This window comes from Chromohalobacter israelensis DSM 3043, from assembly GCF_000055785.1.
Lineage (GTDB): Bacteria > Pseudomonadota > Gammaproteobacteria > Pseudomonadales > Halomonadaceae > Chromohalobacter > Chromohalobacter israelensis.
Window position 1 is genome coordinate 1,815,220 of sequence record NC_007963.1, and the last position, 13,377, is coordinate 1,828,596.

Below are 13,377 nucleotides of genomic sequence, written 5' to 3' on the forward strand. Positions count from 1 at the left end.
GGAACGGGCCGAGGGCGGCAGGACAGGCATACCAACGGATGTCGCCGCCCCGTTGGGGACGACGCGCGTGATGATGGCCGCCGAATGCGGTGGACGAGAGGGCCCGCCAGCGCTTCGAAGGGTGTTCAACTTCGTTGTTCCGTTCGTATCGATCCCGTTCTACCCATCCCTGAACACTGCAAGAGCATGTTGAGTACACGGCGGAGGCAGGACGTGTTTCGGCGGGAGTGTGTGCCCGTCCGGCCCTGCGGTCATCCGCCAGACAGCTAGCAATTGGTCGATTCGGCGACGCCGGCCCCGGCACGGTGTTTATGTCACCCCGTGTGGTTGGCGACGAGCGAGTCGTGCGCCCCTAGCGGGCATGGCGTTCCAAACGTTCGCTTCCCCTTGGGCGCGACGATGCGGCATCGGCGCGCGGGGGGATGTCATGTTCTTCGCTCGGGCCTGCGTGTCTGCAGAGCAGGCGCAACTGACGGGCGCTTGATGCCCATTTGAGCGAGCCTCGAATATAACAGTAAAGCGATAACGCAGCAATTGGCCTCAAGGCTGTCTCGCTGCGGTAGAATGGCGTGTGGCGTCCAGCGCCGAAATCCGGTGGTGATTCGTATAAGGAGAGGGTGCGCATGGCCGAAGGCCGCGACGTACAGTGGGTGGAAGTGAGTGAAGGGCAGGTCGGTCAGCGGATCGACAATTTCTTGCGCACACGGCTCAAGGGTGCGCCCAAGTCGTTGATCTATCGGATCGTGCGCAAGGGGGAGATTCGCGTCAACAAGAAGCGGGTCAAGGCCGACTATCGCCTGGAGCTGGGCGATCTGGTGCGTATCCCGCCGCTGCGGCTGGCACCCGAGGAGGCGGTCCGCGAAGTCAGCGACGGATTGCGCAACCTGCTGGCGGGCAGCGTGCTGGTCGAAGGGCCGGCCTGGCTGGTGATCAACAAGCCGGCCGGGCTCGCCGTGCATGGTGGCAGCGGGGTGAAGATCGGCTTGATCGAGGCCCTGCGTCAGGTGCGCGACGATCTGGACTTCCTCGAGCTGGTGCACCGCCTGGATCGCGACACGTCCGGGTGCCTGCTGCTGGCCAAGTCACGTACGGCGTTGGTGACCTTGAACCAGGCGCTCAAGGCACACCAGATGGACAAGCAGTACCTGGCGCTGGTGCAGGGGCGCTGGCCGACGCGGCGCGAGTTCGTCAGCGCGCGGCTCGATCGTTTCGATGCGGGCAATGGCGAGCGGCGAGTGCGGGTCGACAGTCAGGGCAAGGTGTCGCGCACGCGCTTCGCCGTGCGCGAGGCCTTTTCGCGTGTCACCTTGATCGAGGCCGAGCCGGTCACCGGGCGCACGCACCAGATCCGCGTCCATGCCGCACATGCCGGGCACGCCCTGTTGGGTGACGACAAGTACGGCACCCGCGAGGGCGCGCGTCTGGCGCGCGAGCTCAAGCTGGAGCGCCTGTTCCTGCACTCCAACGCCTTGACGTTCCCCGAGCCCAGCAGCGGCCGTCCGGTGCACGTCAAGGCGCCGCTCGGGGAGACCCTCGAGGCGGTGCTGGCGAGGGCGCGGCAAGCGCGCTGAGGGAAACGGTTCACGGCGGTGCCCGGAGCGGGGCGCCGACACAGGGTATCGACGAGGGGGAAGGGGTTTGCGCTATCGGCTAGTGATCTTCGATTGGGACGGCACCTTGATGGACTCCGCGGCGCGTATCGTCGCCTGCATGCAAGCGGCCGCGCGCGATGTCGGCGCCGGGCCGCTGACCGACGCGGCCGTGCGCGACATCATCGGCCTGGGGCTGCCCGAGGCCCTCGAGATTCTGTGCCCGGGGATGCCGGCCGCGCAGCGCGAACGCATGCGCGAGCGCTATTCCGCGCACTTCGTGGCGGCGGATCAGGTGCCGATGGCGTTTTTCGCGGGCGTGGAAGCCGGTATCGCGAGGCTGCGCGGCGAGCCCGGGCTGCGCCTGGCCGTGGCCACCGGCAAGAGTCGTCGCGGGCTGGATCGCGTCTTTGCCCATACCGGCAGCGGTGACTGGTTCCATGCCAGCCGCACGGCCGACGAGACGCGCTCCAAGCCGCATCCTCTGATGCTGGAGGAACTGCTGACCGAGACCGGGGTCGAGCCCCGCGATGCGCTGATGGTCGGCGATACCGAATACGACATGGAGATGGCGCGTGCACTGGGCATGGACCGCGCGGCGGTGACCTATGGCGTGCATGCGCGAGAGCGACTGGCGCGCAGCCAGCCGGTCTGCATGGTGGATACCTTTCCTGCGTTGCTCGAGGCGCTGTACGCGCCCATGGCCGAGCCCCGGCACGCCCCCGCGACGATGATGGCACGGAGTGAGACATGATGGGTGATGACAAGCGTGACGACGCCTGGACGCAAGGCCCCGAGGTGGGGCGCGGGTCGCGAGACGAGGACCGCCGGCGCGCCGAGGAGGCCGCCGCCGGCGACCCCGAGCAGCTGCGCGAGCTGCGCCGCCTGCGCGAGCAGCACATGCTCGATCGCTGGATCGATGGCGTTCTCGTCGAACAGCGCCGTACGCGACGCTGGAAGCTGTTCTTCCGCTTTGTCTTCGCGGCGCTGATTGCCGCCTCGCTGGCGATGACGACCTATGCGGTATTTTTCGCCGGGCGCGACATGACGGGCGCCGCGGGACCGCACCTGGGCGTCGTCGAGGTGCAGGGCGTGATCGATGCGCAGGGCGAGGCGAGTGCCGAGCGCATCATCGAGGGGCTGCGTGACGCCTGGAAAGCGCCGTCGTCGCGGGGCGTGGTGCTGCACATCAACAGTCCGGGCGGCAGTCCGGTACAGTCGCAGCGCGTCTACGACGAGGTTCGCCGTCTGGCGGCGCAGGGCGACAAGCCCGTGGTGGCGGTGATCGAGGACATCGGCGCCAGCGGTGCTTACTACATGGCCTCGGCGGCGGACGACATCTATGCGTCGCCGGCCAGTCTGGTGGGGTCGATCGGGGTGATCTATTCGGGATTCGGGCTGCAGGAAGCCATCGACAAGGTCGGTGTGGAGCGGCGTGTTTTCACTTCCGGTGACAACAAGGCGTTTCTGGATCCCTTCTCGCCGATACGCGACGAGCAGCGCGCGTTCTGGCAGACGGTGCTGGATACCACGCACCGTCAGTTCATCGACGACGTCAAGGCGGGGCGCGGCGAGCGGCTCGACGACGACCCTCGTCTCTTCTCGGGCCTGATCTGGACGGGCGAGCAGGCCCTCGGGCTGGGGCTGGTCGACGGGCTGAGCAGCCTCGATGCATTGTCGCGGGAGCGCTTCGGTGGCGTGCCGCGGCGGGATTACACGCCCGCCCTCGACCCCCTGTCGCGCTTGTCGCGTCAGCTCGGGCGCGTCGCCGCCGAATGGACCGGCATGGCCCATCACGCCTCGCCCGTGCGCTATCAGGTGCAGTGACGGTGTCGCCTCAGCCGAGCGGGTCCAGGCCCGCTTCGCGCAGCATCTCGCACAGGCGGATGAGCGGCAGCCCGATCAAGGTATTGGGGTCACGCCCCTCGAGGCGTTCGAACAGCGTGATGCCCAGGCCTTCCATGCGAAAGCTGCCGGCACTGTCCAGCGGCTGCTCGCGGTCGACGTAATGGGCGATCTCGGTCTCGCTCAAGTCGCGGAAGATCACGTCATAGCGTTCGTGGTCGACCCAGTGGCGGGCATGCGCGGTATCGATGACGGCAATGCCGGTCAGAAAGCGCACGCGCTGGCCCGAGAATCGCTGCAGGTTGGCACGGGCGGTGGCCGCGTCGCCGGGTTTGCCCAGTATCTGGTCATCGAACAGGCAGACCTGGTCGGAGCCGATGATCAGGTGGTCGGGGTACTCCCCGGCCAGGGCCGTGGCCTTGCCAAGGGCGAGGCGGTGTACGAGGGCCTGGGGGGATTCGCGGGGGTGCGGCGTTTCGTCGATGTCCGGCGCGGCCCAGGCGTAGGGCAGCTCGAGGCGGTCGAGAAGCTGGCGGCGCCAGCGGGAACCGGAGGCGAGAACGAGGCGGGTCATGGCATCTCCTTTTGCACGATTCGAGCAGGGTCGGGCTTGTCACGTCGCAGTCTGGCGCGACATCGGGTGTCTGTACAGCGCGCTTGTTTTGACAGCGTCGGGGCGAGTCCCTATTATTGCGCGCCTATGTTGACCACACGACTCCCCAAGCAGGTCGAGCCCTACAAGCTCGCCGCCAATCATGAATCCCTCGAGGGGCTGGTATCGCTCGACGCGATGTCGCGCCTCGGCGAAGAGATCGGCGCGCAGCAAGGCGATTGCGAAGTCCGTCTGGACTTCGGCATCGATACCCAGGGGCGTCGCCGCATGGAGGGGCAGCTTCAGGCGGCCGTGCAGATCCCTTGCCGGCGTTGCCTGCAGCCCATGCCCGTCACGCTGGAGAGCCGCTTTCTGCTGGGGCTTGTCAGCGATGACAGCCTGGCGAGCGAATTGCCGAGCGACTACGAGCCGGTGTTGGTGGAAAACGAACAGCTGAATCTTCTGCCGGTGGTCGAGGATGAGCTCATCCTCAGCCTGCCTCAGGTGATTTATCATGATGAGGCGGATTGCCCCGTCTCGCGCGACCAGCTGGAAAGCGGCGCTGATGCCGACGTGTCGGAGCAGCCTGCTGCAAGCCCTTTCGAGGTGCTGCGCAACTTGAAAGGCAAACTTTGAATCATCGTCGACACTCTGGAGTGTAACCCATGGCAGTTCAACAGAACCGCAAGACCCGTTCCAAGCGTGGCATGCGTCGCAGCCACGATGCGCTGAGCGCACCGACCCTGTCTCAGGACAAGGAAACCGGCACCACGCATCGTCGTCACCACGTGGCGCCCGATGGCTTCTATCGTGGCCGCAAGGTCGTCGACGTTTAAGACGTCGTCGCCACGCACGTGACCGTGCGAATCGCTATCGATGCGATGGGCGGGGACCTGGGTCCCCGCGCCACCGTTCTCGGCTCTCTTCAGGCGCTCAGCATGCATCCGGATCTCGAGATCCAGATGTACGGCCCTCGCGAAGCGCTGGAAGATGAGCTGGAGACCCTTCCCAAACGCCTTTCCGGCTACCGCTCCCGACTCGTCCTGCATGATGCGCCTCGCGTCATCTCGCAGGCTATGCGTGTGGCGAGCGCGCTGCGTGAGGCCGAGGGGTCGAGCATGCTCGGGGCGTTGTCGGGCGTGCGCGAAGGGCGGGCGCAGGCGTGCGTCAGCGCCGGCAATACCGGTGCGCTGATGGCGCTGGGGCGTCGCGAGCTGGGCACGATCAGCGGTATCTCCCGGCCTGCCATCAGCACGGCCGTGCCGACGCAGGACGGAGGGCGCTGCTATCTGCTCGACCTGGGAGCCAACGTCGATGTCCAGACGCGCCATCTGGTCGATTTCGCCCGCATGGGGGCAGTCATGGCGCGCGTGGTCGATGAAGTGGCGGTGCCTCGCGTGGCGCTCTTGAACATCGGCGTCGAGGCCAACAAGGGCGTGCCCAGCGTGCGCGATGCGGATCGGTGTCTGCGTGAAGACGCGAGCCGCCGCATCGGCGACGGTACGTTCGACTATATCGGCTATCTCGAGGGCGATGGCATCTTTTCCGGTGCGGCGGACGTCGTGGTCTGCGACGGTTTCGTGGGCAACGCGGTACTCAAGGCCAGCGAAGGGTTGGCGACGATGCTGCTGACGCGATTGCAAGAAACGTTCGAGGCACATTTGACGACGCGCATGGTGAGAGCGATGGCACGCCCGGCATTGCTGCGTCTCAAGCGTCGGCTCGACCCGGTGCGCTATAATGGCGCCAGTCTCCTGGGACTTGCCGGTATCGCCGTCAAGAGCCACGGGGGCGCGGATGCCAAGGGGTTTGCCTATGCCGTGTCGCGTGCGGTGCGCGAAATCGACATGGACCTGCCGGCGCATCTGGCGCGGGCGTTGAGCGACGAGGGCGCTGCCAAGCCTTCTACCCACTCGGCCGCGGCAGTCGGCGGTCGAGTGGATAGCGGGTTGGCGAGTGACGCCAGACCCGACGACTCCCATCCTCAAAGGTGACTGTCATGACTCAATCCCTCGCCCTTGTCTTTCCAGGGCAGGGCTCCCAGCAGGTCGGCATGCTGAGGGAGCTGGCCGAGCGCTACAGCGTGGTGCGGACCACGTTCGACGAAGCCTCGGGCGCGCTGGGTTACGATCTCTGGAAAGTGGTCCAGGAAGGCCCGGAAAGCACCTTGAACACCACCGCCTGCACGCAGCCGGCACTATTGACGTCCAGCGTGGCGATCTGGCGTGTCTGGCAGGAGCTGGAAGGCCCGCGCCCGCTGGTCATGGCCGGCCACAGCCTGGGCGAATACAGCGCCATGGTCTGCGCCGGCGTCATCGGTTTCGCCGAGGGCGTGCGCCTGGTGCGCCTGCGTGGCGAGGCCATGCAGGCGGCCGTGCCGGAAGGCCAGGGCGCCATGGCGGCCGTGCTGGGCCTCGACGATGAAACGGTCGAGACCGCGTGTCGCGATGCGGCACAAGGTGAAGTGGTGTCGGCGGTCAACTATAATGCGCCGGGTCAGGTCGTGATCGCGGGCAACAAGTCGGCCGTGGAGCGTGCCATTTCGCTGTGTCAGGAGGCGGGAGCCAAGCGCGCTCTGCCGTTGCCGGTGTCGGTGCCGTCGCACTGCGCGCTGATGCAGCCGGCCGCCGAGCGTCTCGCCGAGGAAATCGGCGGTCTCGATCTCAAGACGCCGCGCTACACCGTGGTGCAGAACGTCGATGCCCGTGCTCACGACGACGTCGACACGCTCAGTCAGCGTCTCGTCGAACAGCTTTATCGCCCGGTGCGCTGGACGGACTGCGTCAACGCCATGCACGAACGTGGCGCCCGGGTGTTCATCGAGTGCGGCCCCGGCAAGGTGCTGACCGGTCTCAACAAGCGGATTCAGCGTCAGGCCAAGGGGCTGGCCGTCAACGACCCCGACTCGCTGGAAAGCGCGCTGGAGCTGGCGCGTAGCGAAGGGGATGAATCTCAGTGATGAATGCGGGAAATCAGATGACAAGCGAACGTAGGGTCGCCCTGGTCACGGGGGCCAGTCGTGGCATCGGGCAAGCGATTGCACGCGAGCTCGGCCGCCAGGGACGCGTGGTGATCGGCACCGCTACCAGCCAGGCGGGCGCCGACAGCATCGATGCCGACCTCAAGGCGCACGGCATCGACGGGGCGGGTCGCGTGCTCGACGTGACCGATCAGGCCAGCGTCGATGCCCTGATCAAGTCCATCGGCGAGGAATTCGGCGCGCCCACCATCCTGGTCAATAATGCCGGCATCACGCGCGACAATCTGTTGATGCGCATGAAGGAAGACGAATGGGACGCGGTGCTCGACACCAACCTCAAGTCGTTGTATCGCGTCACCAAGGCCTGCGTGCGGGGGATGACCAAGGCGCGCTTCGGGCGTATCGTCAGCATCAGTTCGGTCGTGGCCACCATGGGGAATCTGGGCCAGAGCAACTATGCGGCGGCCAAGGCCGGGATGGAAGGGTTTTCCCGTTCTCTGGCACGTGAAGTCGCTTCGCGCGGAATCACCGTCAACAGCGTGGCGCCGGGGTTCATCGCTACCGACATGACGCAAGCACTGCCTCAGGCTCAGCATGATGCACTGCTTGAAAACATTCCCCTGGCACGCCTGGGCGCGCCTGAGGAAATCGCTGCCGCCGTCGGCTTCCTGACCAGTGACGGTGCCGGTTACATCACCGGTGAAACGCTGCAGGTCAACGGCGGCATGAATATGCGTTAACGCCCCTGCAGGCGCTGGTTGCGTCGTCTGGGAGCGGTCTATAAACTACCCGCAGCTTTCTAGAGCTAGCGGATTCGTACCACTAGGAGTAACGATATAATGAGCACCATCGAAGAGCGCGTGAAGAAGGTTGTGGCCGAGCGCCTGAACGTCAAGGAAGAAGACATCCAGAACACGTCTTCCTTCACCGAGGATCTCGGCGCCGACTCGCTGGATACCGTCGAGCTGGTGATGGCGCTCGAAGAGGAATTCGACACCGAGATTCCCGATGAAGAAGCCGAGAAGATCACCACCGTTCAGGAAGCGATCGACTACGTCGTCGCTCACCAGTAAGTAGAGCGGTGCCGGGTCGGCCCGGTTCGAAATCGACTCGCGAAGGCCGCTCTGTCATCAGGGCGGCCTTCGTCGTTTGTGCATGCTTGCCGTCTCCATCCCGGCGGCGAATCGGGTATAATGCGCGCCAAACACGGCCATGCCGTGCCAACTCGCAAGTCTGGAGGAGAGCTGATGCCTCGTAAAAGGGTCGTGGTGACCGGATTGGGCCTAGTGACCCCTGTCGGTAACACTGTCAAGGAAAGCTGGGACAACATCCTGGCAGGCAAGAGCGGCATCTCGCTGATCGACCAGTTCGATACGTCGGGATTCAACACGCGCTTCGGCGGTTCGGTGAAGGACTTCGATATCAGCCCGTACCTGAACCCCAAGGATGCGCGCAAGATGGATCTGTTCATCCAGTACGGAATCGCGGCGGCCGGGCAGGCCATCGCCGACGCCGGGCTGGAAAGCAACGACGACAACGCGGACCGCATCGGTGTGGCGATCGGCTCGGGCATCGGCGGTCTGCCGATGATCGAGCACAACCACAACGCACTGAACCGTGGCGGGCCGCGCAAGATTTCCCCCTTCTTCGTGCCGGGGTCGATCATCAACATGATCTCCGGCAATCTGGCGATCCAGCATGGCTTTCGCGGTCCCAACATCGCCATTACCACGGCGTGCACCACCGGGACGCACAACATCGGCTACGCGGCTCGCACCATCGCGTACGGCGATGCGGATGCCATGGTCTGCGGCGGGGCCGAAATGGCCACCACGCCGCTGGGCCTGGGCGGGTTCTCGGCGGCCCGGGCACTGTCCACGCGCAATGACGATCCCGCCGCGGCGAGCCGCCCCTGGGATCGCGAGCGCGACGGTTTCGTGCTCTCCGACGGGGCCGGGGTGCTGGTGCTGGAAGAGTACGAGCATGCCAAGCGTCGAGGCGCGCCCATCTATGCCGAGCTGCTGGGCTTCGGCATGAGCGACGACGCCTATCACATGACCGCGCCCAATGGCAGCGGCGCCGAGATGGCGATGCGCAACGCGGTCAAGGATGCGGGCATCGAGGCCGGCCAGCTGGGCTACATCAACGCGCACGGTACCTCCACCCAGGCGGGCGACGTCGCCGAGAGCCAGGCGGTGGAGCGCGTCATGGGCGAGGCGGCCAAGTCCGTGGCGGTGAGTTCCACGAAGTCGATGATCGGCCACTTGCTGGGTGCCGCCGGCGCGGTCGAGGCGATCTTCAGCATCCTCGCCATTCGCGATCAGGTCGCGCCGCCGACCATCAATCTCGACGATCCCGATGAAGGCTGCGTGCTCGACTACGTGCCCAACACGGCGCGCGAGATGGCCATCGACTACACCCTGTCGAACTCCTTCGGCTTCGGTGGTACCAACGGGTCACTGATCTTCGGTCGTACCTGATCGCCATGGGTGACGAGGCGGTACCGTTCGATGATCGGGGCCTCGCTTACGGGGACGGTCTCTTCGAGACCGTCCTCGTGCGTGACGGGCAGCCTGTCCTGTGGCAAGCGCACATGGCGCGGCTGGCACGGGGAGCCGACCGCCTGGGGCTGCCCATGCCGGCGGCCGAGACGTTGAACGCGCTGCCCGGGCGGGCGGAAGGTGGCCTGCAGGTGCTCAAGCTGCTCGTGACGCGCGGCAGTGGCGGGCGCGGGTACGCCGTGCCCGATACGCCCAGGCCGCGTCTGCGCTGGCGTTTCTCCCCCTTCGCGCCCATGCCCCGGCGATGGCGCGAGGGCGTGCACGTGCGCCTGTGCCACCTGCGCCTCGGTCATCAGCCGCTGCTGGCCGGCATCAAGCATCTCAATCGTCTCGAGAACGTACTGGCGCGTCGCGAATGGCAGGCCCCCGAGATTGCCGAGGGCCTGCTCCGCGACCAGCAAGATCGCCTCGTCGAAGCGACCAGCATGAATCTGGTATGGCGACGTCACGGGCGGCTGGAAACGCCGTGCCTGACGGCATGCGGCGTGGAAGGAACCCTGCTGTCGACCCTGCGCGAGCATTTGCCGATCCATGCCTGCGACGCGGGCATCGATGCCCTGATCGAGGCCGAGGCGGCATGGGTGCTCAATTCGGTGCAAGGCGCCTGGCCACTGGCACGCCTGGACGATGCGCAAGGTGGCTGTCTGAAGCGTTGGTCGATGGGTACCGAGCACAGGCAATTACAACGCCACGCCCAGGCGCTGCTGGGATATCCCGCGAGTGCCCTGGGCGAGGCTTGAAACAAGGTAGCGACATGCGAGTGGTCAAGATTTTATTGGGCGGGGCGGCGCTGGTGGGCGTGGCGGCATTCGGCGCCTACCAGTATTGGCAATCCCGGCTGGCGGCCCCGATCGCCCTCGAGGCGCCCACGATCTACGAGGTGCCGCGTGGCGCGGGGTTCCAGCAAATCCTGGGCGAACTCGAGTCGCAAGGCATCATCGAGGCCGCCTGGCCGTACCGCGTGCTGGCGAAACTCTCGCCGGAAGCGGTGAACGGCCTGCGCTCCGGCGAGTTCGAGCTCACCCCGGGCATGAGCGGTCGCGAGATGGTGGCATGGCTCTCCAGCGACAATATCGTCACCTATCGCCTCACCATTCCCGAGGGATGGACGTTCGCGCAGATGCGTCGCGCACTGGCCGAGGCGCCCAAGCTCGAGCATCGCACGCAGGACATGAGCGATGCGGAGGTCATGGCGGCGCTGGGGCATGAGGACGAGCATCCCGAAGGCCGCTTTTTCCCCGATACGTACCGCTATCACAAGGGAATGACGGATCTGGCGCTGCTCGAACGCGCCTATGCGCGCATGGACAACATGCTGCGCGACGCCTGGGCGGGACGCAGCGACGATCTGCCGCTCGAGACGCCTTACGAAGCCCTCATCCTGGCGTCGTTGATCGAGCGCGAAACGGGCGTGCCGAATGAGCGTCGGCGGATCGCCGGCGTCTTCGTGCGGCGTCTCGAGCGTGGCATGCGCCTGCAGACCGATCCCACGGTCATCTACGGCATGGGCGAGGACTACGATGGCAACATCACGCGCGATGACCTGCGTCGCGAAACGCCCTACAACACCTACGTGATCGACGGCCTGCCGCCCACGCCGATCGCCATGCCCGGCGAAGCTTCCCTGGAAGCTGCCGTGGACCCCGCCCCCGGGGACGCCCTGTATTTCGTGTCCCGGGGCGACGGATCGCACTATTTTTCCAGTACGCTGGCCGAACACAATGCCGCGGTACGCCGCTATATCCTCAACCGCTGAGCGAGGGCGACCATCACCATGACGCCAGGACGTTTCATCACCCTCGAGGGGGGCGAAGGGGTGGGGAAGTCCACCAACGTGGCCTTCGTCTGCGACTGGCTGAGCGCGCGGGGCATCGAGGTGGTGCGTACGCGCGAGCCGGGGGGAACCCCCCGCGCCGAGGCGATTCGCGAGCTGCTGCTCGATCCCGCGCCGCAGGAGCCACTCGACGAGACCGCCGAGCTGTTGCTGATGTTCGCCGCGCGTGCCCAGCATCTGGCCGCGCGGATCCGTCCGGCCCTGGCGCGCGGTGCCTGGGTGGTATGCGACCGCTTCACCGATGCCACCTTCGCCTATCAAGGCGGCGGGCGAGGGCTGGACGAGACGCGTATCGCCACCCTGGAAGCCCTGGTGCAGCAAGGCTTGCAGCCGGACTTGACGCTGCTGCTGGACATGCCGGTGGAAGCCGCGCAGCGCCGGGTCGAACGACGCGGCATCGAACGGGACCGCTTCGAGCGCGAGCGCGGGGCATTCTTCAATGCCGTGCGCGAGAGCTATCTTGCCCGGGCCGCCCAGGCGCCGACGCGTTTCGCCGTGATCGATGCCGATCGCAGCCTGGAGGCGGTGCAAGCGTCGATCGCCGCACACCTGACCGAGAGGTTGGCATCATGGTCATGACGCCGTTGCCCTGGCAGCGGGATCTGTGGACGCGGCTGGTGCGTCAGCAGGACGCCCAGCGTCTGCCTCACGCGCTGCTGATCTCGGGCCCCCACGGGGTCGGCAAGCACGATCTCGCCGACGCCCTGATCGCGCGCACCCTGTGCCATGCGCCGGGGGAGACGGCCTGCGGCGAGTGTCATGCCTGTCACATGCTGGCCTCGGGCTATCACCCCGATCTGCTGGACATCTCGCCGGCGGAGAAGCGCCGTCAGATACGCATCGATCCGATCCGTCAGGTCAATGCCTTCGTCTCGCAGACCGCGCAGCAGGGCGGCCACCGGGTGATTCGCCTGCATCCTGCCGAGGCCATGAACGTGGCCGCCTCCAACGCTCTGCTCAAGAGCCTGGAGGAACCCGGGGAAAGGACCCTGTTCGTGCTGCTGGCCGACATCCCCTCGCGCATGCTGCCGACGATTCGCTCCCGCTGCCAGCACTGGAGCCTGGGCGTGCCCGATGCGGAAAGCGCCTTGCCCTGGTTGAGCGAACGCCTCGAGGATGCGGAGCAGGCGCGCTTCTGGCTGCGCGTGGCCGGCGGGCTGCCGCAGTTCGCGCTGGAGCTGGTCGAGGGGCGCGCGCTGCGCCAGGAATTGCGGGAACTGTTCGATGCTCTGGTGCGCGGTGCCGAGCCGGTCGCCGAGGCGGCGCGCCTCGATCCCCAGTCGTTGGACCGCGTGCTGTGGTACGGTATCGTCTGGCTCGAGGATCTGATCCGCCTGGGCGTGGCCGGCGATGCCGAGCACGTGCGCAACCCGGATCTGCTGCCGTTGTACCGGCAGGCAGTCAAGAACGCGCGGGTGCGCGACTGGTTTCGCCTGCTCGATTATGCCCGCGAACAGCGGCGCCTGATCGCGGCGGGCGGCAATCCCAACGCGCAACTGGTGCTGGAGGCCTGGCTGGTGCGCTGGGCATCGTTGCTGCGATCTTGACGGTGCCGTGGCGTCGCCGACGGTGCGGCGATCGTGTCCGGTCGCTTCCGCATCGGTCCGATGCCCTTGTTACGGAGTGTTCTGCGTGGCGCAAAAAGCCTTGTCCCTGACATTTCACGATACCCAGACCCTGCACGCGGCCTACATGCCCTGGTTGCAGCGCGGCGGCATCTTCGTGCCCACGTCGGAGCGCTATTCGCTCGGCGATACGGTGTACCTGCTGGTGACCCTGCCGGAGGAAAGCGAGCGCCTGCCGGTGTCGGGGAGCGTCGCCTGGCTGTCGCCGCCCGGCATCGGGGGGCGGCGCGTGCCGGGCATCGGGGTGCATTTCAGCGCCGACGACCAGCGCGTGAAGACGTTGATCGAGGCGTGTCTCGACGGTGTCACGCCGACGCGTCCCAGCTATACCCTTTGATTCATGCCGCGGGC

Annotated in this window: 16 protein-coding genes; 15 read left to right on the plus strand and 1 reads right to left on the minus strand. The window is 66.4% G+C overall.

The features are described from left to right. Positions 1-623 precede the first annotated feature (623 nt). The 3 genes from CSAL_RS08115 (at position 624) to sppA (ending at position 3,416) form a co-directional block, all read left to right on the plus strand. Positions 624-1,571 (plus strand): RluA family pseudouridine synthase, encoded by a 948-nt coding sequence (locus tag CSAL_RS08115; protein WP_011506892.1) that lies wholly within the window; start codon positions 624-626, stop codon positions 1,569-1,571. A gap of 67 nt (positions 1,572-1,638) precedes the next feature. After that, positions 1,639-2,343: an HAD family hydrolase gene (locus CSAL_RS08120; protein WP_011506893.1), complete on the plus strand. Its 705-nt coding sequence runs from the start codon at positions 1,639-1,641 to the stop codon at positions 2,341-2,343. Continuing rightward, positions 2,340-3,416 (plus strand): signal peptide peptidase SppA, encoded by a 1,077-nt coding sequence (sppA, locus tag CSAL_RS08125; RefSeq protein WP_342341607.1) that lies wholly within the window; start codon positions 2,340-2,342, stop codon positions 3,414-3,416. The genes CSAL_RS08120 and sppA overlap by 4 nt, the downstream gene beginning before the upstream one ends. Before the next feature lie 10 nt (positions 3,417-3,426). Here the strand turns inward: sppA and CSAL_RS08130 are convergent, their stop codons facing one another. After that, positions 3,427-4,008 carry a Maf family protein gene (locus CSAL_RS08130; RefSeq protein ID WP_011506895.1) on the minus strand — a complete coding sequence of 194 codons (582 nt, stop codon included), beginning with the start codon at positions 4,006-4,008 and terminating at the stop codon, positions 3,427-3,429. 126 nt (positions 4,009-4,134) lie between these two features. Between CSAL_RS08130 and CSAL_RS08135 the strand changes: the two genes are divergently transcribed. From CSAL_RS08135 to CSAL_RS08190, 12 genes are all read left to right on the plus strand, one after another. Next, positions 4,135-4,662, plus strand: a complete 528-nt coding sequence (locus CSAL_RS08135; RefSeq protein ID WP_011506896.1) for a YceD family protein — start codon at positions 4,135-4,137, stop codon at positions 4,660-4,662. Positions 4,663-4,691: 29 nt separating this feature from the next. After that, a complete protein-coding gene (rpmF, locus tag CSAL_RS08140) occupies positions 4,692-4,862 on the plus strand; it encodes a 50S ribosomal protein L32 (RefSeq protein ID WP_011506897.1) in 171 nt (56 codons plus the stop codon). 24 nt (positions 4,863-4,886) lie between these two features. Further along, the gene (gene plsX, locus CSAL_RS08145) at positions 4,887-6,020 is read left to right on the plus strand and encodes a phosphate acyltransferase PlsX (RefSeq protein WP_083831132.1); all 1,134 of its coding nucleotides are present in this window, start codon (positions 4,887-4,889) and stop codon (positions 6,018-6,020) included. Positions 6,021-6,025: 5 nt separating this feature from the next. Next, positions 6,026-6,985 carry an ACP S-malonyltransferase gene (fabD, locus tag CSAL_RS08150; protein WP_011506899.1) on the plus strand — a complete coding sequence of 320 codons (960 nt, stop codon included), beginning with the start codon at positions 6,026-6,028 and terminating at the stop codon, positions 6,983-6,985. A gap of 17 nt (positions 6,986-7,002) precedes the next feature. Continuing rightward, positions 7,003-7,746 carry a 3-oxoacyl-ACP reductase FabG gene (gene fabG, locus CSAL_RS08155; RefSeq protein ID WP_035412948.1) on the plus strand — a complete coding sequence of 248 codons (744 nt, stop codon included), beginning with the start codon at positions 7,003-7,005 and terminating at the stop codon, positions 7,744-7,746. 99 nt (positions 7,747-7,845) lie between these two features. Further along, positions 7,846-8,079 carry an acyl carrier protein gene (gene acpP, locus CSAL_RS08160; protein ID WP_011506901.1) on the plus strand — a complete coding sequence of 78 codons (234 nt, stop codon included), beginning with the start codon at positions 7,846-7,848 and terminating at the stop codon, positions 8,077-8,079. Between the two features lie 174 nt (positions 8,080-8,253). Next, on the plus strand, positions 8,254-9,486 hold the full coding sequence (gene fabF, locus CSAL_RS08165; protein ID WP_011506902.1) for a beta-ketoacyl-ACP synthase II: 1,233 nt from the start codon (positions 8,254-8,256) through the stop codon (positions 9,484-9,486). Between the two features lie 5 nt (positions 9,487-9,491). Continuing rightward, complete coding sequence (pabC, locus tag CSAL_RS08170) at positions 9,492-10,307, plus strand: aminodeoxychorismate lyase (protein WP_011506903.1); 816 nt, start codon at positions 9,492-9,494, stop codon at positions 10,305-10,307. A 14-nt stretch (positions 10,308-10,321) separates the two neighbouring features. Next, complete coding sequence (gene mltG / locus CSAL_RS08175) at positions 10,322-11,323, plus strand: endolytic transglycosylase MltG (protein ID WP_050934510.1); 1,002 nt, start codon at positions 10,322-10,324, stop codon at positions 11,321-11,323. Positions 11,324-11,341: 18 nt separating this feature from the next. Then, positions 11,342-11,980, plus strand: a complete 639-nt coding sequence (gene tmk / locus CSAL_RS08180; protein WP_011506905.1) for a dTMP kinase — start codon at positions 11,342-11,344, stop codon at positions 11,978-11,980. Continuing rightward, positions 11,977-12,948, plus strand: a complete 972-nt coding sequence (locus CSAL_RS08185) for a DNA polymerase III subunit delta' (protein WP_011506906.1) — start codon at positions 11,977-11,979, stop codon at positions 12,946-12,948. The genes tmk and CSAL_RS08185 overlap by 4 nt, the downstream gene beginning before the upstream one ends. A gap of 85 nt (positions 12,949-13,033) precedes the next feature. After that, positions 13,034-13,363 (plus strand): PilZ domain-containing protein, encoded by a 330-nt coding sequence (locus CSAL_RS08190; RefSeq protein ID WP_011506907.1) that lies wholly within the window; start codon positions 13,034-13,036, stop codon positions 13,361-13,363. Positions 13,364-13,377 lie beyond the last annotated feature (14 nt).

Bases quoted from the DNA above. Each gene is read 5' to 3' on its own strand.
- tmk (WP_011506905.1), top strand. From the start codon at position 11,342: ATGACGCCAGGACGTTTCATCACCCTCGAGGGGGGCGAAGGGGTGGGG.
- CSAL_RS08115 (WP_011506892.1), top strand. From the start codon at position 624: ATGGCCGAAGGCCGCGACGTACAGTGGGTGGAAGTGAGTGAAGGGCAG.
- rpmF (WP_011506897.1), top strand. From the start codon at position 4,692: ATGGCAGTTCAACAGAACCGCAAGACCCGTTCCAAGCGTGGCATGCGT.
- mltG (WP_050934510.1), top strand. From the start codon at position 10,322: ATGCGAGTGGTCAAGATTTTATTGGGCGGGGCGGCGCTGGTGGGCGTG.
- CSAL_RS08185 (WP_011506906.1), top strand. From the start codon at position 11,977: ATGACGCCGTTGCCCTGGCAGCGGGATCTGTGGACGCGGCTGGTGCGT.
- pabC (WP_011506903.1), top strand. From the start codon at position 9,492: ATGGGTGACGAGGCGGTACCGTTCGATGATCGGGGCCTCGCTTACGGG.
- fabD (WP_011506899.1), top strand. From the start codon at position 6,026: ATGACTCAATCCCTCGCCCTTGTCTTTCCAGGGCAGGGCTCCCAGCAG.
- CSAL_RS08130 (WP_011506895.1), bottom strand. From the start codon at position 4,008: ATGACCCGCCTCGTTCTCGCCTCCGGTTCCCGCTGGCGCCGCCAGCTT.
- fabG (WP_035412948.1), top strand. From the start codon at position 7,003: ATGACAAGCGAACGTAGGGTCGCCCTGGTCACGGGGGCCAGTCGTGGC.
- sppA (WP_342341607.1), top strand. From the start codon at position 2,340: ATGATGGGTGATGACAAGCGTGACGACGCCTGGACGCAAGGCCCCGAG.
- acpP (WP_011506901.1), top strand. From the start codon at position 7,846: ATGAGCACCATCGAAGAGCGCGTGAAGAAGGTTGTGGCCGAGCGCCTG.
- CSAL_RS08135 (WP_011506896.1), top strand. From the start codon at position 4,135: ATGTTGACCACACGACTCCCCAAGCAGGTCGAGCCCTACAAGCTCGCC.
- fabF (WP_011506902.1), top strand. From the start codon at position 8,254: ATGCCTCGTAAAAGGGTCGTGGTGACCGGATTGGGCCTAGTGACCCCT.